The 19,645-nt window shown below is 43.2% G+C and carries 20 protein-coding genes; 2 read left to right on the forward strand and 18 right to left on the reverse strand.

Going from position 1 to position 19,645, the window contains the following annotated elements; genetic code table 11:
- Positions 1 to 2 precede the first annotated feature (2 nt).
- From ASG46_RS14030 to proG, 4 genes are all read right to left on the reverse strand, one after another.
- Positions 3 to 965 (reverse strand): ABC transporter permease, encoded by a 963-nt coding sequence (locus ASG46_RS14030; protein WP_017359137.1) that lies wholly within the window; start codon positions 963 to 965, stop codon positions 3 to 5.
- On the reverse strand, positions 962 to 1,897 hold the full coding sequence (locus tag ASG46_RS14035; RefSeq protein ID WP_008346233.1) for an ABC transporter permease: 936 nt from the start codon (positions 1,895 to 1,897) through the stop codon (positions 962 to 964). The genes ASG46_RS14030 and ASG46_RS14035 overlap by 4 nt, the downstream gene beginning before the upstream one ends.
- A gap of 18 nt (positions 1,898 to 1,915) precedes the next feature.
- Positions 1,916 to 2,740: a M55 family metallopeptidase gene (locus ASG46_RS14040; protein WP_025207215.1), complete on the reverse strand. Its 825-nt coding sequence runs from the start codon at positions 2,738 to 2,740 to the stop codon at positions 1,916 to 1,918.
- Positions 2,741 to 2,929: 189 nt separating this feature from the next.
- Positions 2,930 to 3,754, reverse strand: a complete 825-nt coding sequence (gene proG, locus ASG46_RS14045) for a pyrroline-5-carboxylate reductase ProG (protein WP_039963379.1) — start codon at positions 3,752 to 3,754, stop codon at positions 2,930 to 2,932.
- A 169-nt stretch (positions 3,755 to 3,923) separates the two neighbouring features.
- On the opposite strand from proG, the gene ASG46_RS14050 reads away from it, so the two are divergent.
- Positions 3,924 to 5,243, forward strand: a complete 1,320-nt coding sequence (locus ASG46_RS14050) for a S1C family serine protease (RefSeq protein ID WP_056704871.1) — start codon at positions 3,924 to 3,926, stop codon at positions 5,241 to 5,243.
- Between the two features lie 42 nt (positions 5,244 to 5,285).
- On the opposite strand, the gene ASG46_RS14055 is transcribed toward ASG46_RS14050, so the two are convergent.
- Positions 5,286 to 6,236 carry a ring-cleaving dioxygenase gene (locus tag ASG46_RS14055; protein ID WP_046526586.1) on the reverse strand — a complete coding sequence of 317 codons (951 nt, stop codon included), beginning with the start codon at positions 6,234 to 6,236 and terminating at the stop codon, positions 5,286 to 5,288.
- A 329-nt stretch (positions 6,237 to 6,565) separates the two neighbouring features.
- Here ASG46_RS14055 and ASG46_RS14060 point away from each other — a divergent pair, with 329 nt between their 5' ends.
- Positions 6,566 to 7,891, forward strand: coding sequence for an APC family permease (locus ASG46_RS14060; RefSeq protein WP_056704873.1), 1,326 nt, complete (start codon positions 6,566 to 6,568; stop codon positions 7,889 to 7,891).
- Positions 7,892 to 7,904: 13 nt separating this feature from the next.
- Here the strand turns inward: ASG46_RS14060 and ASG46_RS14065 are convergent, their stop codons facing one another.
- The 13 genes from ASG46_RS14065 to ASG46_RS14125 form a co-directional block, all read right to left on the reverse strand.
- The gene (locus tag ASG46_RS14065; protein WP_008358910.1) at positions 7,905 to 8,234 is read right to left on the reverse strand and encodes a hypothetical protein; all 330 of its coding nucleotides are present in this window, start codon (positions 8,232 to 8,234) and stop codon (positions 7,905 to 7,907) included.
- Between the two features lie 63 nt (positions 8,235 to 8,297).
- The gene (locus ASG46_RS14070; RefSeq protein ID WP_017359143.1) at positions 8,298 to 9,254 is read right to left on the reverse strand and encodes a sugar-binding transcriptional regulator; all 957 of its coding nucleotides are present in this window, start codon (positions 9,252 to 9,254) and stop codon (positions 8,298 to 8,300) included.
- Between the two features lie 93 nt (positions 9,255 to 9,347).
- A complete protein-coding gene (locus ASG46_RS14075) occupies positions 9,348 to 10,133 on the reverse strand; it encodes an SDR family NAD(P)-dependent oxidoreductase (RefSeq protein WP_056704875.1) in 786 nt (261 codons plus the stop codon).
- Positions 10,111 to 10,806, reverse strand: coding sequence for an SDR family NAD(P)-dependent oxidoreductase (locus ASG46_RS14080; protein WP_046526584.1), 696 nt, complete (start codon positions 10,804 to 10,806; stop codon positions 10,111 to 10,113). The genes ASG46_RS14075 and ASG46_RS14080 overlap by 23 nt, the downstream gene beginning before the upstream one ends.
- A gap of 31 nt (positions 10,807 to 10,837) precedes the next feature.
- Positions 10,838 to 12,220, reverse strand: coding sequence for a dihydrolipoyl dehydrogenase (lpdA, locus tag ASG46_RS14085; protein WP_056704878.1), 1,383 nt, complete (start codon positions 12,218 to 12,220; stop codon positions 10,838 to 10,840).
- 12 nt (positions 12,221 to 12,232) lie between these two features.
- A complete protein-coding gene (locus ASG46_RS14090; RefSeq protein ID WP_056704880.1) occupies positions 12,233 to 13,555 on the reverse strand; it encodes a dihydrolipoamide acetyltransferase family protein in 1,323 nt (440 codons plus the stop codon).
- 17 nt (positions 13,556 to 13,572) lie between these two features.
- Positions 13,573 to 14,553 carry an alpha-ketoacid dehydrogenase subunit beta gene (locus tag ASG46_RS14095; protein WP_026050078.1) on the reverse strand — a complete coding sequence of 327 codons (981 nt, stop codon included), beginning with the start codon at positions 14,551 to 14,553 and terminating at the stop codon, positions 13,573 to 13,575.
- Positions 14,554 to 14,584: 31 nt separating this feature from the next.
- Positions 14,585 to 15,568, reverse strand: coding sequence for a pyruvate dehydrogenase (acetyl-transferring) E1 component subunit alpha (pdhA, locus tag ASG46_RS14100; RefSeq protein ID WP_008346257.1), 984 nt, complete (start codon positions 15,566 to 15,568; stop codon positions 14,585 to 14,587).
- A gap of 180 nt (positions 15,569 to 15,748) precedes the next feature.
- Positions 15,749 to 16,780 carry an alcohol dehydrogenase catalytic domain-containing protein gene (locus ASG46_RS14105; RefSeq protein WP_056704882.1) on the reverse strand — a complete coding sequence of 344 codons (1,032 nt, stop codon included), beginning with the start codon at positions 16,778 to 16,780 and terminating at the stop codon, positions 15,749 to 15,751.
- Positions 16,777 to 17,223 carry a hypothetical protein gene (locus ASG46_RS14110; protein WP_056704883.1) on the reverse strand — a complete coding sequence of 149 codons (447 nt, stop codon included), beginning with the start codon at positions 17,221 to 17,223 and terminating at the stop codon, positions 16,777 to 16,779. The genes ASG46_RS14105 and ASG46_RS14110 overlap by 4 nt, the downstream gene beginning before the upstream one ends.
- Positions 17,224 to 17,285: 62 nt before the next feature.
- Positions 17,286 to 17,564: a PTS sugar transporter subunit IIB gene (locus ASG46_RS14115; protein WP_008346262.1), complete on the reverse strand. Its 279-nt coding sequence runs from the start codon at positions 17,562 to 17,564 to the stop codon at positions 17,286 to 17,288.
- A 19-nt stretch (positions 17,565 to 17,583) separates the two neighbouring features.
- Complete coding sequence (locus ASG46_RS14120) at positions 17,584 to 18,957, reverse strand: PTS galactitol transporter subunit IIC (RefSeq protein ID WP_007498866.1); 1,374 nt, start codon at positions 18,955 to 18,957, stop codon at positions 17,584 to 17,586.
- 50 nt (positions 18,958 to 19,007) lie between these two features.
- Positions 19,008 to 19,475 (reverse strand): PTS sugar transporter subunit IIA, encoded by a 468-nt coding sequence (locus tag ASG46_RS14125; protein WP_017359150.1) that lies wholly within the window; start codon positions 19,473 to 19,475, stop codon positions 19,008 to 19,010.
- Positions 19,476 to 19,645: the final 170 nt, after the last annotated feature.

The following is a 19,645-nucleotide window of genomic DNA, read 5'->3' on the forward strand; positions in this document are numbered from 1 at the left end:
CATCACCTCTTCATCTTCGGATCAAGCGCATCTTGCAAGCCATCACCTAAATTATTAAAGCAAAACATCGTCAGCGAAATAAAAAATGCCGGAAAGAATAAACGCCACCAGTGGCCATTATCTGACAGCACTGTCGGCAAGGCGTCATTGGCCATCACACCCCAGCTTGCAAACGGGGCTTGAATCCCTAAACCGAGAAAACTTAAGAATGCTTCAGCAAAAATCGCTGTCGGTACAGTTAGCGTCATCTGGACAATAATCGGTCCCATCGTATTCGGCAGTAAATTTCTGCGGATGATGCGCAAGCTTTTTGCGCCAAAGGTTTTCGAGGCAAGGACATATTCTTGGCTTTTCAGCTGAAGGACTTGACCTCTCACGATTCTTGCCATCCCGATCCAGCCTGTGACAGTGAGCGCCACAATAATAGTGACAAGCCCAGGCCCCATCAGGACCATCAATAAAATGACGACGAGTAAATACGGCAGACCGTAAAGCACCTCGACGATCCGCATCATGACATGGTCATACTTCCCGCCTTTATAGCCTGCAATACCGCCATAGATGACACCGATTGCAAAATCAATGAGAGCGGCCATCACGCCCACAAATAATGAAATGCGTGCGCCGTACCAAGTACGTGTAAACACATCACGTCCAAGCTCATCTGTTCCAAACCAGTGAGCAGCTGACGGTGGCAAGTTTTGCATAGAAAGCCGCTGTTCTGTCACACTATTCGGCGCAAGAAGTGGACCTAATACAGCCATGAGGAAAAGAAAAATCAGCACCGATAAACTAAACATAGCGAGTTTATTTTGTTTTAACCGTCGCCAAGTATCTGCCCAATACGAAAGTGAGGGTCTTTTAATGGCATGGACTTCAGATGTCTTTTGTTCTTTAGGAGCAAACCATTCATCTGGCACTTCATGCGCTTGATTCGTTTGATCATGCTGAAGGTGTATGCTCATGCCTTTCCTCCTTTCTGATGCAGCTGGATCCTTGGATCAAGCAGACGATATGTCACATCTACAATGAAAAGAAGGGTAATTAAGATGATGCTGTAAAAAACAGTAGTTCCCATGATGACAGGATAGTCACGGTTGTTAATACTCTCGACAAAGTATTTTCCCATTCCAGGGATCGCAAAGATTTTTTCAATGACAAAGCTGCCTGTTAAAATACTTGCGACAAGTGTGCCAAGGATCGTGACAACAGGTAAAAGTGCATTCCGCAGGGCATGTTTAAACACAATTTTATAAGGGGAAAGTCCTTTCGCTTTTGCAGTTCGAATATAGTCCTGCGACAGCACTTCAATCATGCTCGATCTCGTTAACCGGGCAATGATCGCCATTGGACCTACCGCCAGTGCAATGGTAGGAAGCACCATATGCATTGGACTTGTCCACATCGCTGTAGGAAAGAGTTTTACATTCACAGCAAGCTGCTGAATTAATAAGGTAGCAAAGATAAAGTTGGGTATGGATATACCGAAAACAGCAATCGTCATGGCGATATAATCAATCAAGCCATTATGCCGGAGGGCAGCCATGATTCCGAGCAAGATGCCGGAGATGACAGCAATCAAAATAGAGATAAGACCAAGTTCTAATGAGACTGGAAAACCTCTCGCCAATAAATCATTGACACTTTCAGAAGGCTTTTTAATGGAAGGACCAAAATCAAAAGTAACGATGGATTTTAAATAGATCATATATTGAACATAGAGTGGCTCGTCTAAGTGATAGTAGCTTTCGAGGTTTCGCTGGACAGTTTCGTTTGTATTTCGTTCTTCATTGAAGGGCGATCCTGGGATGACCTTCATTAAAATAAACGTTAAAGTTGTGATGGTTAAAATCGTGGCAATCATGGCAATCAAACGCTTGAGCAAAAAGCTGGCCATCTGCTGTCTCCCCCTCGCTTAACAAAATGTTGTACGTGCGGCAAGCTCTGTCATGACAAGCATCGCTTGGTAGGCTTCTAATATATTCTCTGCTTGGTACGTCACCGTTGTTGTCCCTTCGATGATGGCCGTACCCGGCATTAAATTCGCCCATTCGGCTTGTCCATAATTGGCAAACTCGATTTTCAGCACTGGCTGCTCAGGAGGCGTGAGCGGCTTCATTTGATGAATTTGTTTCATGGCAGCTTCCACTTGCTGCGAGATGAGGGTGCTCACTTTCGCTGGTGTTAAGCATTTCACAGCAGATCTTGAAATGGTTTCTTTCACCGCCACTGTTTTCACGCCAGGCATTAACTTTTCAGCTTCAAGTGCTGCTTGATCGTCTCCGCATACAAGAATGACCGGAACACCATAATAGCCTGCGACATACGCATTAAAGCCCATTTCACCAATCGGATGATCATTTATGTAAAAATGTCTGACACCAAAAATCATACTGTGAGACATCACACCTTTCATTGATGCCCTTGCATGATAGCCTAAAAAAACAGCGGCATCATACGTTTGATCTAATCCTTGGACCATTGAATAAGGCTTTACATCACCTGATATGAGAGATGCTTCCTCATGCAAATCTTCAATCAACAGATTATTCATTTTAGAATGGCTATCATTCACTAAAATATCGGTCGCCCCATGTGTAAGAAGAGCTTCTACACAGGCGTTCACTTCACCTGTCATGATTTTTCTCCCGCGCTCATAATTGTGCTGGCGGCTATCAACAAATGTATGATCAGCTAGACCAGTAATTCCCTCCATATCGACTGATAAATAGAGCTTCATCCCCATCCCCCTTTAATTAAACTTAAAATTTGTGTATATTTTTCTAAATTTTCTAAAAAATTATATGAGAACTTGATTGATTTTTCAATACAATGTCTGAAAATAAGGAAATTAGACTCAGGTAATACAGGTCAAAAGCATTGATGATAAAGGATTTATTTTACAGAAAAAACACCACTAGCTATGTCTTTAGTGGTGTTTGTCTGCTTCATCGATTTGCGATTTTAGTTGCGCATATTTTTTCATCGTTTGTGTAAACAAGTCATCGAACATTTGCGGTGCCTGCTGCTGGATGACTGCAGCGCCTTCTCCTGTAATCCCGCCTTTTGTTGCGACCCTGTTCACCGTTTCAGCAAATGTCAGTCCGCGTTCAACAAGAACTTGTCCTGTACCGAGCAGCGCATATGTTAAAAATTCATAGGCTTCTTCTAAAGAAAGCTCACTATTCCGAACAGCGGCTCTTGCCATTTCTTCAAAGATTGCTGCAATAAATCCCGGAGAAGAGCTTGTCAAATTACTTGCGGCATCAAACCGGTCCTCTTCCACTTCCCTGACGATACTAAAAGCTGAAAGCAGGCGGTGGAGTCGTTCTTGTGCCTCCTGCCCAGCAGTTTCACCATGCGCCACAAGGGATACACCCGTTCCTACGGCTGATGTCAAAGTGGGAATGTATCTAGACACCGGCTGATTCGTATGTTGCATTAATTTGTCTAACGTGACAGCCGCTGCCACTGATACGATATGAAGAGATGTCTTTGCGGGGCTCAGCTGATCTAAGACATCAAGTACAGCAAGCGGTGGTACACAAACAAACACGACATCACATGATGCAGAGATGTCATCTAAAGAGCAAATGTTGACATGCTGGTTCTTCTCTTTCAGCTGTTGCAGACGCTCCGTTTCACTTCTTGTATGGATCATAAACTGACTGGCATGAAGTACTCCTTTATCCAGCCATTTTTGTACCATCATATCTGCCATGCTTCCATATCCAATGATTCCAATAGTCTCCACAGTTTAATCTCCTCTATTTTGCTTAGATTCACTACTTATTTTAACAATTTCCCACAATGTTTTCATTTTTATCCCACACTTTTTTCTTACGATAAAGTCAGTATCCACCACATACAGTCAAACATCTTGAACACATACATGTAAAAATCGATGAAAGAGAGTGATCTTAATGACACAACACAAAGATGAAAAACACACTTCTTATGAATTACAAACAATTGAACAGCCGAAAAAACAGCAGAAGAAGCCAAGTGGCTGGCTAAAGCCATTTGTCAGCGGGGTTGTAGGCGGTACGTTAGCGTTAGGTGTTTACGTTCTGACTCCATATGCTCAGCATTCAGAAAATCATTCAACTGATTCGTCAACGAAAACAGCCGCTGTATCGACAAATGATACAAGTACAAATTCGTCAAAAACAACAGCGTCACAAACATCCAATTCGACCAGCAGTATTTCCAGTATGGTCGAAAACGTATCACCAGCCATCGTCGGCATTACAAACTATCAAACACAAAGTCAAACAACCACAGATTTTGGTAATATGAACACACCTTTTGATGGATCACAGCAAAATCAAAACAGCAGCAGTCAAGAGCAAGAAAGCGGTACCGGATCAGGGGTTATTTTCAAAAAATCCGGCAGTAAAGCCTATGTATTAACAAACAACCATGTGATTGAAGGAGCAAATAAATTAACAGTCTCCTTGCATAATGGCAAGACGGTGGAAGGAAAAGTAGTCGGTTCTGACCCGCTGACTGATCTTGCTGTCGTGGAAATTAGCAGCAGCGGCGTTACAAAAGTCGCTGAACTTGGAGACTCCTCATCCCTTCGTGCGGGAGAAACCGTCATTGCAATCGGAAATCCGCTTGGTGAAGATTTATCAAGAACAGTGACACAAGGAATTGTCAGCGGTGTCGATCGAACAGTGTCTATGGATACATCAGCTGGCGAAAGCAGTATTAATGTCATTCAAACAGATGCCGCCATTAACCCAGGTAACAGCGGTGGACCGCTTTTAACAACAGACGGAAAGGTTGTGGGGATCACCAGTATGAAAATTTCTGAAACAGGTGTGGAAGGTATCGGGTTTGCGCTCCCAATCAATGATGTCAAACCAATTGCAGATCAGCTTCTCACAAAAGGAAAAATCGAACGACCTTATATCGGTATCAGCATGCTGGATCTCGAACAAGTACCAGATGCTTATCAGAAGGAAACGCTTGGACTGACAAGCAGTCAGCTCGATAAAGGCGTGTACGTAAAAGAAATCGCTGCTGGCTCACCTGCTGCCAAAGCTGGATTAAAGGCAGAGGATGTCATCACCGCCATCAATGGCAAAAAAGTGACAACCGGCAGTGAATTACGCCACGAGCTTTACACGAATGCAAAAGTAGGAGATACCATCAGCATCACACTCGTTCGTAATGGAACAGAAGAAACAAAACAAGTGACATTAACACAATCTGAATCAAAGCAAGTCAGCTCTTAACGAAAAAAGCAGCTCAATTTTTATGAGCTGCTTTTTTCATGTTCACTTGATTGGGACCAATCTTTGTTCAATTTCTGCTCGTTTGTGCTCTAAAAATGGTGGAAGTGCTAATTGATCACCAAGTTCATCCACGCTTTCATCCACTGTGAATCCCGGACCATCTGTTGAGATTTCAAACAAAATGCCGTTTGGCTCTCTAAAATATAAGGCTTTAAAATAAAAACGTTCTACAACACCAGAGTTGGTGAAACCGGCTTTGGCTATTTTATCATGCCATTTTTCAAGCTCTTCTGCGTCCGCTACACGAAAGGCTACGTGATGAACACTCCCTCTGCCAGATCGCTCAACAGGTCCTTCTGCTTTTTCAATGACATGAATCTCTGTTCCAGCTCCGCCTTGTCCTGATTCAAAAATCGTTACGATTTCCCCATCATTTGATTGTTCACGTGCTTTTTCTGTGAAACCAAGGATGCTCGTTAACACACTGATCGTTTTATCTGCTTCTGCGACTGTTAATTCTACTGGCCCCAAACCTCTGATCGCAAAATCAGCAGGAATCTCATCATGCACTGGCGGCTTCGCTCCATCTTGAACGCTTGGTTCTACAGTCAAAAACAGCTGCTGTCCTTCTGGATCTGTAAATTTCAAAGCAGGTCTGCCGCCTCTTAAAGAAGCTGTTTCTTTCTTTACACCTTTTTCTTCAAAGCGCTTTTCCCAAAAAGTGAGTGCCTCTTCTGAAGTGACAATCAGACCTGTGCGTGAGATCGCATTTGTTCCGTCCAGCCGGCGGGCGAGCATCGGTATTTCAAAAAACGTCAGCTCTGTACCAGGTGAGGCGACCTCATCTCCATAAAATAGATGATACATCGATGGATCATCTTGATTAACTGTTTTTTTTACCAGTTTTAAGCCAAGGATTTGGCGGTAGAAATCAACGTTTTTCTGAGCATTTGCTGTTAGTGCTGATACGTGGTGAATCCCATTTATTTTCATTGTGTTCACTCCTATTATAAAATATCTCGAATTCAAGATAATATCCTTATGAATAAAATAGGTCATTTTAGAAGAAAAGTCAACCATTCGGCTGCATCTTTATTGGATGTTCGGCTTTCGCCTATTAAATTAACATTACATCAAAAATATTCTTATATTGTTCGTTTTTAAGATAACATTCATCCTAATATCTCCAATAAACGAACACTTTTAAATACAAATACGAAAATCAGAAAATTTTTTTAATTCTTGTTTTCCTAAAATCGTATTACAATGAACAAAATACATGTCACAGTAACGTATGAAAGTGATGCAGGAGGTCGTGTGTAATGAACAAAGAACAACCAGCGTTAAAACAAGACATCGGCTTATTTTTTGCCCTATCTCTTGTCATCGGAACAATTATTGGATCTGGCGTTTTTATGAAGCCTGGCAACGTCCTTTCTTATTCAGGAAGCTCAGGCATCGCCTTATTCGCATGGCTGTTAGGCGGGATCTTAACTCTAGCAGGCGGACTCACAGTCGCTGAAATTGGTACACAAATCCCACGTACTGGCGGTTTATATGCCTATCTTGAAGAAGTATACGGTGAATTTTGGGGCTACTTATGCGGCTGGGTGCAAATTATTATTTACGGGCCAGCGATTATTGGTGCTCTTGGTCTTTATTTTGGTTCATTATTAGCTAATTTATTTTCTCTTTCTTCTTTATGGGCTACAACCATTGGCATTATCACCGTTCTTTTTTTATGTGTGATCAACATCATGGGAACGAAATATGGTGGTTTTGTCCAAGGACTGACCACGATCGGAAAGCTTGTTCCGATTGCAGCAATTATTGTGTTTGGCTTATGGAAAGGAAATGAACATATTTTCACAGCCGTCAATGAGAGTATCGCACAAATGAACTTCGGCGCAGCAATTTTGGCGACATTATTCGCCTATGATGGCTGGATTTTGCTTGCAGCGCTTGGCGGTGAAATGAAAAATCCAGAGAAACTGCTTCCTCGCGCGATGGCAGGCGGTATTTTAATTGTCACAGCATGTTATCTCTTTATTAACATCGCCCTTTTGCATGTGTTACCAGCTGATCAAATCGTTCAACTAGGTGAAAATGCCACAAGCACAGCTGCTACAATGCTCTTTGGTCCCATTGGCGGTAAAATTATTAGTATCGGAATCATCATTAGTATCTTTGGCTGTTTGAATGGAAAGGTTCTTTCGTTCCCGCGTGTCATTTTTGCGATGGCAGAACGAAAACAAATTCCATTTGCCAAAGCCATTTCACGCATTCATCCTACTTTTCAAACACCTTGGATCGCTGTATTTGTACAGATTTTGATTGCCATTGTGTTTATGATCGTCAGTAATCCCGAGAAGCTGTCAGAGGTTTCGATTTTCATGATTTACATCTTTTATGTGATGGCCTTTTTCGCTGTCTTTAAGCTAAGAAAACAAAACAAGGGAATAAAGCGCGCTTATAGCGTACCACTTTACCCGCTCACACCGATCATTGCGATTATCGGCTCTTTCTTTGTCTTAATCAGCACCATGATCACCGATTGGCTAAGCTGCCTGATCTCCATGCTGATCGGCATTGCCGGACTGCCGATTTATTACTACATGAAAAAAACACAAAATAAAGCAGAGCGCTAAGACAGCCTCTGCTTTATTTTTTATATTGTTTAATGACCTTATAAGATTCGTTTAAATATCTCATCAGCCGGTATGGCTTACTTAAAACCCGGATGGGGAGTCTTGAAATAAATCCATTCAGATTCGCCTTATACTCCTGCGTCATCCGCTTCGGCTTTGTGGCAATTTTTTCATATACTTCTTTGTAAAATTCCTTCATGATGTCGACTTGCACACTGATCTTCTGATGACACTCTGTACACTCAACGCTTTTCATCTGATCATTCACATAAACGATGCTGTGGAGGGTCTCTTCTTGGCACCGAGTACAGTGTAGGTTTGCTTCCATTTCGGTTTTCTTCAAGATACACAGCTCCTTTCTCGTTTGATGTTGCTCTTTTTATACAATACGATAGCTGTCAGCTGTTTATTGGACAGACGCTTCCTTTAAAATAGCTGCCGCAGTCAATTCATCGGTGACGAGCACCTGAATAAAGCCGCCGTTTAAGGCCCCTAAAATACTTTCAGCCTTATGGGTTCCTTCTACAACTGCGATGACTTTTTTCACGTTCTTTAATTGTTCTAACGATAATCCAATCACCTTTTGGTTCAGCTCATCTTGGACTGGTTTCCCTTCCCCGTCAAAGAAACGAAAACCAATATCACCAACAGCTCCTGATTGCCTTAAACCAGACAAATCCTCTTCTTTTAAATAACCGACTGTTTTCAATGTAGAGCCTTTATGCGGATTCCCAATACCGATCAGGGCAATATCAACATTTCTGCCTTCTTCAAGCACAGCTTCTATGTCCTGCATCGCCATCAGCCGCTCTTTTAATTCTTCTGTTTCTAAAATCGCAGGTGCATATAAATAGGAACACGTACCATTCATCTTCTTTGCCAGCTCATATGCCAGCTGATTCGCGTGAATGTCGACTGCCTGCCTGCCCATTCCGCCCTCTAAAGGAATGACTTTGACATCGTTTCTTCGTTCAAATGGATATTCCTTCACGAGCTCGGCAAGTGTGGTCCCCCATGAAATACCGATTTTCTCAGCGCCTTTCATGTTTTTAGAAAGATAATAGGCGCCCGCTTGACCGACTGCCCGTTTGACCATCTCAGACATTGTCCCGACACTTGGGACAACGACAGCATCCGTTAATTGAAAAGTTGTTTCCAGCTGCTTTTCAAGTTCCACTGTATGAATACTTTCGTCTTTAATGTACACTTCAACGATTCCCACATCTTTTGCTTTTTGTAAGAGCTTTGAAATGACTGGTCTTGAGACATTGAGCTTTTTTGCAATCTCCTGCTGCGTCCACCCGTCTGTATAATAAAGATGAGCAACCTTGACGAGCTGTCGTCTTTCTTCCCAATTCAGCATGTGACATCATCCTTTTAATATACTATGATTACCAGTATACCAAACATTCGTTTCTAATTGGAACAATTGTTATGAAAATGACAAAAAGAGCGATCAACTCTCCGCTCTTTTTCCCTCGCTATATTTAGGCTGATACGTTCTCCCGCCGTCTAATAAGAGTATCTGTCCGTGCAAATAGCTTCCCTCGTCACTTGCGAGAAATAAAGTGACTCCAGCAATATCTTCCGGTTTTCCTAATCTCCCGATAGGAATAAGTGATCGAAGCTGATTTTTCTCAAACTCAGTCGGATAGAGACTATCAAGCATCTGAGATTCAATGACGCGCGGTGCAATGACATTGATGCGGACATGATGGGAACCCAATTCCTTTACAAGCGAACGCATGAGACCAAATGCCCCGGCTTTTGACGCGTAATACTGGATGCCGCCGCCAGAGCCTGTTATCGCAGATCCTGATCCAATAATGACGACGCTGCCTTCTTTCCGCTCACATAGATAGGGTGCTAATGCTTTGATGCAGTAGAAAAGACCATATAGATTCACAGCCAGTGTCTTTTTCCAAAGTGAAAAATCAACATCTAAAAAAGGAAGGGATTTCGTCATTCCTGCTGAATAGACAAGATGCCCAATACCGCCCAGCTCCCTTTCAGCTGCTGACGCCATTTGCTGAACACTTTCCCACGATGAAACGTCAGCTTGGAACGTCAGCAGCTGAGGATGCTGTTGTTTTAAAAGCGAAAGTCCCTGTTCATCTATATCTGACACAGCTACACGATGCCCTTCTTTTAAAAAACGCTGAGCAATTTCTTTGCCGATCCCTTGGGCGCCACCTACGATGAGAACTGGTTTTTGTTGATTAGCCAGCGCTCTCACCCCCATCAAGCATAATCGCTGCTCCATCTGTAAATGCGCCGTACGATGTACTTAAGAAAACCGTCATATGAGCCACCGTCTCCTTGATTTGCTCTTTGTCAGGAAGCAAATGGAGAGGCGGCGGAAGTAGTGCCAATACCCGGATGCCTTTGTCTTTAAATTCGCGCGCTAACCCTTTTGTCATGGCATTCAACATACTATTTGATGTAGCATGTGAGATCCCGCCATCACCTGTTATGCTGCCTGATGAGGAAATATTAATAATGCAGCCTTGCTTCTGATCCACCATATGCCACACTGCGGCTTGACTAGAAAGAAAGACTGTATTTACGGACCTTTCCACTTCATCGACCCATATCTCAGGACTTACGTCATCAATCTCCCCATCTGCTGTTTGCTCGGCTTGATTGACTAAAATATCAAGCTTGCCGCATGTATCGATGACTTGTCTTAGCATAAGCGTGGCATCACGCGGTGTCTCAAGCGGATTGATGACAACAGTCGATTGGCCGCCTAATTTTTCAATGTCTTCGCTTATCGACTTTGCTTTTGATTCATCACGAAAAGCGTGTATGAAAACATGTGCACCTGCCCGGGCCAAAGCCAGACAGATGGCTTCTCCAAATCCATCTGTGCTATCTGTCACAAGTGCCACTTTCTGATGAAGCTGGACATGCACACGGATCTCCTCCCTATCCCTTGTTTGGCATTTATTTTCTCAGCTTACTTACAATATCAAGAGCTGCTTCATAAAAGCCTTCTGAGATGGTTGGATGCGGATGAATCATTTTGGCCATCTCTTCAGCTGTTCCTTCTAAATACATAAATGAGGAAGCCTCTGATATCATCTCCGTTACATGCGGACCAACCATTGTAGCGCCAATGACTTCACCATATACGGTATCGTACACGAGTTTAATAAAACCGGTTTGAACACCTGCTGCCAACGCTTTTCCGCTTGCAGCTAAATCAAATCGCTCTGCCCGCACGTTTAGCCCTTTGGCTTTTGCCTCTTTCTCTGTCAGTCCCACACTCGCTACTTCTGGCAATGTATAAATACATCTAGGAACGATGTCGTGATTCATTCTTTCATGCTCGCCGCATATATTGCTAATCGCAACAGCTGCCTCTGCCATCGCCGCATGAGCGAGCTGATAGCCGCCGGCTACATCTCCAATTGCATATACACCTTCAGCACTTGTCTTCATCTCGTCGTTTACTTTAATAAAAGGGCCATCCAGCTGAAGATCGAGCTGACTGACAGCAGAGACATTTGGTCTTCTTCCGACGCAAACTAGCAGTCTTTCAGCCGTAAAGATGTGCGTCTCTCCTTTATCGTCTGTCGCATGAATCGCTTTGACTCCTTCGCTTTCTGTTACCTCTGTCACCGTCGTTTTCTTTGCGATATGGATGCCTTTTTTCTTCAATTCTTTTTCTAGTAATTTCGACGCTTCTTCATCTTCCTGCGGAATAATCGACGGAGCGGCTTCTATAATGGTGACTTTTGATTGGAGACTCTGGAAGATACATGCCAGCTCAAGACCAATTACACCCCCGCCAATAATGACGACAGATGCAGGAATATCTGGGATGTCAAAGATCGTATCACTTGTGTCAAATTGAATCTCTTTGAGCCCTGGAATAGGCGGAATAGCAGGTGATGAGCCAGTGGCAATGATCAGCTCTTTTGTTTCAATCGTTTCTGACCCATCTTGTTTTTCAATGTCAATACGATTTTTTGTCACAGCTGTGCCTCTGCCGTTATATACATCAATCTTTCCTTGCTTTAATAAGAAGGCGATTCCGCCTCTGAGTTTTTCGATGACATCATCTTTACGTTTTCTCATTTTATCGAAGGAAAGAACCATCTCACCTGTTTCGATTCCCCAGCTTTTTGCTTTCTCAATGGATTCAATGACTTCTGCATGTTTGAGCAGTGTCTTTGAAGGGATACAGCCTCGATTTAAACAAGTCCCCCCTAGAAAATCCTCTTCAATCAATGCAACCTTGTGTCCACGTTCAGCGGCTTGAAGGGCGGCAGTGTATCCGCCAGGCCCTCCGCCAATGACTGTCAGATCATACGTTTTTGTCATCCGATTCATCTCCTACATTAGCAATTCAAATGGTTGTTCAAGCACTTTTTTAAGGTCTGTTAAAAAGGCTGCTGCTGGTGCACCATCTACCACTCGATGATCAAATGATAAGCTGACGCCCATCATTGGCCGCACCTGAATTTCTCCATCGATCACTACAGGTTTTTCTTGAATGCGCCCAACACCTAAAATCGCCACTTCCGGCTGATTAATAATTGGGGTAAACGTGTCAATGGCATACATCCCTAAGTTACTAATGGTAAATGTAGACCCTTTCAACTGGTCTGGCAGCAGCTTTTGATCGCGTGCATTTCGACCAATTTCTTTTGCTTCTTTTGTGAGCTGTTTCAGCCCTTTTTGATTTGCATGAGAGATGACCGGAACCATTAAGCCGTCTTTCACAGCAACCGCAAGACCAATGTGCACATCCTCATGGAAATGGAGCTCATTTTGTTCAAACGTCATATTGATTTGCGGATGGCGCGTGAGGACACTGCTGACCGCATGGATGATGATTTCTGTAAACGACAATCTGTAGCCTGTCTCTTTTTCTATCGCTGGGAGCAGCTGTTTGCGCACTTCTTTTGCTTTTGTCATATCAATTTCACTTGTTAATGTGACGTGCGGCGCTGTAAAGGCACTTTGTGACATGCGATCTGCGATCACTTTTCTCATCCCGGCTAGTTTTTGTGTTCTCACTGGAGCAGCTTCTGCCTTTTGTGCGCCTGCTGCTGTCACATCACTCTTCATGATTTTGCCGTGAGCGCCAGAACCAGCAACATTCGCTAAGTCGATCCCTTCACGAGCAGCCACTTTTCCTGCAAGTGGTGATATGCGCTGGCCTTCCTCGTTCGTATGAAGGGCCGCTTCGACATCCCGTTTTTGAATTCTGCCTTTTGGTCCTGTACCAGATACTTCGTGAATGGCTACTTGGTGATCTTTTGCCGTTTTTCTCGCTGCAGGTGTTGCGCGTACTTTCTCACCCACCGTTGGTTCAACTTCAGTCGAAACAGATGGTTCAGATGGTGATGACGTTCCGCTGTCTTCAGAAGACGCTTCATCTGACTGCGCTGGCGGCTCGCTCGGTACCTGCTCATTAGCCTCTCCGATATATCCAATGACAGCATTAACTGGAATCTGATCATCTGCTTCGTAATATTTCTTTAGAAAAACGCCATCATCATAGGCTTCAACCTCGATATTGATTTTGTCTGTCATAATCTCAAATAGAGGCTCACCGATTTCAACCGAATCTCCTTCTTCTTTAAACCATTGAAGCAAGGTACCGATCTCCATCGTACTGCTTAGCTTCGGCATAAATATCTCTTTTGGCATGATCTTCTCCCCTTTACTTAAGAGCGCACGAGCTCTTTTGCTGCTTCAATAATATCTGGTACTTGTGGAATGACTGCTTTTTCCAGCGTTGGGTTGTACGGTATTGGAACGGCAAGACCGCCAAGTCGTTTAATAGGTGCATCTAAATAGTCGAAGGCTTCACTTTCCGCTATCATACTCGCAATCTCTCCGCCGTAGCCGCCTCGTTTCACTGCCTCATGCACAACGATACATTTGCCTGTTTTTTTCACAGATTCAATAATGGTTTCTTCATCTAATGGGACGAGCGTTCTCGGATCAATGATCTCGACATCGATTCCTTCCGCTTCTAGTTCCTTCGCTGCTTCGAGTGCTTTGTGCACCATAATGGCTGTTGCGACAATTGTGACGTCCTTTCCGCTTCTCTTCACATCCGCTTTCCCTAAAGGAATCGAATACTGCTCTTCTGGTACTTCACCAATTGTTTTATATAAAAGCTTGTGTTCATAGAAAATGACAGGGTTGTCATCATCCATTGCTGCTTTTAAAAGTCCTTTTGCATCATAAGCTGTTGAAGGCTGAACCACCTTTAGTCCAGGAATATGAGCCATCCACGCTTCTAAGCTTTGGGAGTGCTGCGCTGCGGCACCTGTCCCGGAACCTGCTGGTGTTCTGACAACAAGCGGCACTTTCCCTTTTCCGCCAAACATGTAACGTGTTTTCGCTGCTTGGTTTACAAGCTGATCCATTGCAATTGTAATAAAGTCAGAGAATTGTAGTTCTAAAATCGGACGCATCCCTGTCAAAGCCGCTCCGACTGCGCCTCCTGCGATGGCAGCCTCTGAAATCGGCGTATTGCGGACGCGTTCTGGACCGAATTCCTCGATCATCCCGCGCGTGACACCAAATGCGCCACCGTATACGCCGATATCTTCACCTAAAATGAAGACATCTTGATTTTTTCTCATTTCCTGACTCATTGCTTCTCGAACGGCTTCTAAATATGAAATCTCTCTCACTGTCGTGTTTGTCACGTGATTCCCCTCCTAATTAGGCGTATACATCCTCTAATAGTGTGTCAATTGATGGTTCTTTACTATTTTTCGCAAATTCAACAGATGCCTCGATCTCTTGCTTCGCTTCTTCTTGTAAACGAGCAGCCTGCTCTTCTGTCAGAACATCTAGCTCCATTAAGAGTGACTTAAAGCGTTTAATTCCGTCTTTTTGTCTCCATTCTGTCTCTTCTTCACGTGTACGGTATTTTTTCGCATCACTCTTTGAGTGACCCTTCCAGCGATACGTTTTCATTTCAATGAGTGATGGCCCTTCTCCAGCTCTTGCACGGCTTACCGCTTCATCTACTGTATTCATGATCTCAACCATGTCATTTCCATCAACTGTTTTCCCTGGCATTCCGTAGCTTTCTGCTCTTGTTGAGATGTCTTCAATGTTGATCATTTCTTTCACAGGACCAGACATGCCGTATTGGTTGTTTTCACAAATAAACACAACAGGTAAATCCCAAATGGAAGCAAGATTCAGCGCTTCATGGAAGCTGCCTTCATTTGTGGCGCCGTCTCCGAAGAAACAAAGGACCACAAAGCCTTCCTTTTTCATCTTGGACGTGAGCGCCGCACCTGTTGCAAGTGGAATACCGCCGCCAACAATTCCATTTGCCCCAAGGTTTCCTTTTTCTAAATCGGCAATATGCATGGAACCGCCTTTTCCTTTGCAGTAACCTGTTTCACGTCCGAACAGTTCAGCCATCATTTTATTGACCTCTGCACCTTTTGCAATACAGTGACCATGTCCGCGGTGTGTACTGACAATCTTATCTTCATCCTTTAACACAGCAATAGATCCAACAGCCGATGCTTCCTGTCCAACACATAAATGGGTCGTTCCATGGATTAATCCTTTAGCAAAGAATTGATCGACCTTTTCATCAAAATATCTTACTAACCACATTTGTTTATATAAATCTGCTAATTTCTCATGACTAATCTGTTCAGGCAAAGTGATTTGTTTTTGCATTTCTTCTCTCCCCTTTACATTTGTTCTTATGTGTTACATTTGTAATTATCATACGTTTAACTCTCATTGAAGTCAAGCATTTCCGTTTATTTTTTAAGCGTTTTCATCTTTTTTCAGAAAAAAAGAGAAAGGCAAAGCCCTTTTCCAAAGACCTTCTCTTTCTCTCCATCTCGTACATTCTCATTCATCTGGATACATCATGATTTTGACGCTTTCACCTTCTGGATGCCTAGCGCATTCTATCGCCTGACGAAGCTGACTTAATGGATATCGATGCGTCACCATTTTTTCTGTATGAACGACCTTTGCTTTTAAGAGCTCCAGCGCTTCACGATAATGGTATGGATGCGACGAATAAGCTCCGACTACTTTCACTTCATCATGGAAAAAACGTTCTGCTGGAATGGAGACATCCCCTTTCGGAAAGTGAGCAAAGACCAAAATCGTTCCGCCTCTTGCGACAGCTTGAAATGCTTCTTTTAAAAGCGCACTGCTCCCCACAGAAATAATAACAAGGTCCGCTCCCTTTCCACCTGTTTCTTTCATGACGCGGTTTTCTACTGGCTCAGATGCTGGATGAAAGGCGACGTCCGCCCCAAGATTTCTTGCTTGAAGGAGCCTGTTCTCATTTACGTCTGTGATCATCACTTTTCCAGCCAAATAATATTTGGCAAGCTGTAATTGAATGCAGCCAATTTGCCCCGCTCCAAGAATCAACACCGAATCTCCAGGATGAACGGGCGCCCTTTCAAAGCCGTGAAGACAGCAGGCAACCGGTTCGACCATCGCTCCTTGTTCATATGAGACGTCATGTGGGAGTTTGCCCATTGTATGCTTCACATGTAAAGCAGGAACACGAATATATTCCGAAAAACCGCCCGGCTCTACATTTGTGGCTGCAAATTGCGGGCACATTGTATAAAATCCTCTTTGACAAAAGTCACAAGTAAAACAAGGGACATGATGCGCTACATACACCCTGTCTCCCGTTTGAACATGTGTGACGTGACGGCCTGTTTCGATAATGTCACCAGCGATTTCATGCCCTAGCACTGTGCCAGGAGGTACCGTCTCATGTGTCGCTTTATAAATATCCGTCCCGCATAACCCGCAGGCACGCATTTTTAATAATACTTCATCATCACCAATGGCTGGCCGCTTCCGCTCCTCGTAACGAATGTCCTCTGAAGAATAAAAGACAGCTGATTTCATTTAGCCGCATCCTCCTTTTCATCACATGTCGCAAGACTCTGCAAGGATTGAACGAGCTGCTTGTACTCACTCATCTCACTTGAAATCCAGTAGCGTCCGCCAAATATTCGCGCAGGTCCCACTCTGACATATACTTTCCCGATATGAGGATATGGTTTTAAAAACAATTTTCCTTTAATATCGGACACGACATATGTGTGCCACCTGCCAAAAGCACCTATTTTCAGCTCATCTTCACTAATCATGATATTCGTTGGCTGATTCAGGCCAGTGATGCTAGAAAGCATAAGGATAGGCAGCGTATAGACACCTAACACAGCTAATGGCTCAGGTCCTGCCGACATCAACGTATAAAGAGACCAGAGAAAAAACACACATATTAACAAGGCCGGAAGGAAAATAGAAAACATGGCAGACGTTCGGCTATAAGCATGCTGCTGCATGAGAGCTCCTCCTTTCAAATGACATGGAAGGAGCTTTCGCAGCTCCTCCACGCAACCATCGTTCACTTAATATGATCGATAATTTTTTCAATATCCTCTTCAATGCCAAATCCCGTTAAAAAAGACAACGTTTGAATCACAGGCGTTCCTTTTGTATCACTAACAGGCGTTGTCGTCACAATTAAATCAGCACCCTCCGCTTTCTGCGGAACCTCAGATGCCTTACACTGTTCAACGATGACATCGTATCCTTTTTCCTTTAATGTCTCTTCTACCTTTTTTGCTACAACCGTTGACGTAGCAACTGCCGTTCCACAAGATACTAATATTTTTTTTGCCATGAGAATCCCTCCAGCTCATTTATTGATCTTTCTGATCTAAGCCCATTTCTTTTGCATACTGCTTTTTAATATCATTTCGCACCCAGTACCAAAGAAGCGCATATGCCAGTGCACAGACAATCGCTGCAATGAAGTAAGGGTTGCTCGGATCAAGAAGTCTCACCATGATCCAAGGAATGACGTGTGAACCAAGATCAATACCAGAGATCATATTTGCCCCTTCTGGGAAGTCGAAACCAACTGCTTTCCCCATTGTTGTGGCGAGTGGTGCAAGGTTCGTTGCAATGAAGAAAACAATCATTAAAGTAAAAATACTGTTAATGAGGCCGCGAATAATATTCCCACGAGCGGCAGCTACTGCCCATACCACTGTAAATGGCAGAACCGATAAGTCTGCAAACGGCAGCATACCATTGTAGGGAAGAACGACAGCGAGCAAAATGGTGATTGGCACCATCAAAAGGGCTACAGCCATATTCGCTGGATGACCAATGACAATCGCTGTATCCAAACCAATATAGACATTTTTTCCAGGGAAACGCTTTTGAATATAAGAACGAGCACCCTCAGAGATTGGAATAAGTCCTTCCATTAATAAAGCAACCATTCTTGGCATTAACACAAGCACTGCAGCCATTTGAATTCCAAGGGTCATGACACCTTTTGCATCATAGCCACCAAGAAGACCAATAATGATACCAAGTATAAGACCCATCACAAGCGGTTCACCAAAGATGCCAAAACGTTTTTTCAAAGTTTCTGGATCCGCATGAATTTTGTTTAAACCAGGGATTTTATCAATCACGCGGTTTGACGCATACATCAGCGGAGCGAAGTTGACCGTTTCAGCATGAGCCATCGATACGCCTTTTAATCCGAAATGGTGTTCAATCGTCGGTGCCGTCCAATCGGCGAGTTTTAGTGTAATCGCAGAAACGATTAAACCAACGGCAAGGGCTAAGAACATATTATGATAAGCGTAGTAAGTAACAGAAGCAGCGAAAATCAAATGCCAGAAATTCCAAATATCCACATTCAATGTTTTCGTAAAGTTAACAGACAGCAAAATAACATTTAACAAGAGCACAAGAGGAATCATTAAAGGGGCAACAGGTGTACCAAATGAAATAGCGGCTCCAATCGGCCAGCCGACATCTAAAATATCAAGCTTTAATCCAAGAGAATTGACCATGGCTTTGGCTGCTGGTCCAAGACCGCTTACGAGTAAATTAATGACAAGATTGACCCCGACAAATCCAATTCCGATCGTAATACCTGCACGGAAGGATTTTTTAAATCCTTGCCTTAAAATCATACCGAATAACGTCATAATAATTGGGAGCATAATTGTTGGCCCTAAGTCTAAGATGAAATCGACGGCTTGCTTGATCATACATCCACCTCCTGATTTTAAATAAAGCGCTTACATTATGTCGTGAATAACTATTGGTTTAATTCTTTTTGAAGTACATCAACGGCTTCTTCATACGATGTCATCTGAGATAAACTTGTCATTACTTCTTCTTTTCTGAAAAGCGTCATCAGTTTCTCTAACATCACGAGCTGCTTACTAGGTTCAGAGATTGCCAGAACGAACACAATTTTGGCTTGAACTGTCTCATGAGGGCTTCCCATCTTATGAAAAATAACAGGTTCCTTTAATGTCGCTACACTGATCGCCGGTTTGTTTACATGTTCAGGATCTGTATGGGGAATGGCCACCCCAAAGGTCGCAAGAGGAAGACCGGTCGGATATGTTTTTTCTCTTTCAAGCACTGCTGGTAAAAAGCTCGATTTAATATATCCTCCAGTTTCTAACCTTTCTGCTAAATAGGCAGTCACCTCCTCACTTGAAGATGCTTCGTATTGCAGCTCAATCAGCTGTTGATCTAACTCAAACAAGCTGTTCAAACAACCACCCCTTTCATTTGGTTTAAATATGAACACATGTAACAAAAAGAATGAACATTTTAAAATAGAACCTTTTGTGAAGCGCTTACAAATAGATGTTTTATAAAATGTTCAATACTGTTACCTTTGTAAAGATATTATAATATTCGAAATTATAAGTCAATGTTCCT

Origin of the sequence: Bacillus sp. Leaf49 (assembly GCF_001426125.1) — a bacterium.
Taxonomy (GTDB): domain Bacteria; phylum Bacillota; class Bacilli; order Bacillales; family Bacillaceae; genus Bacillus; species Bacillus altitudinis.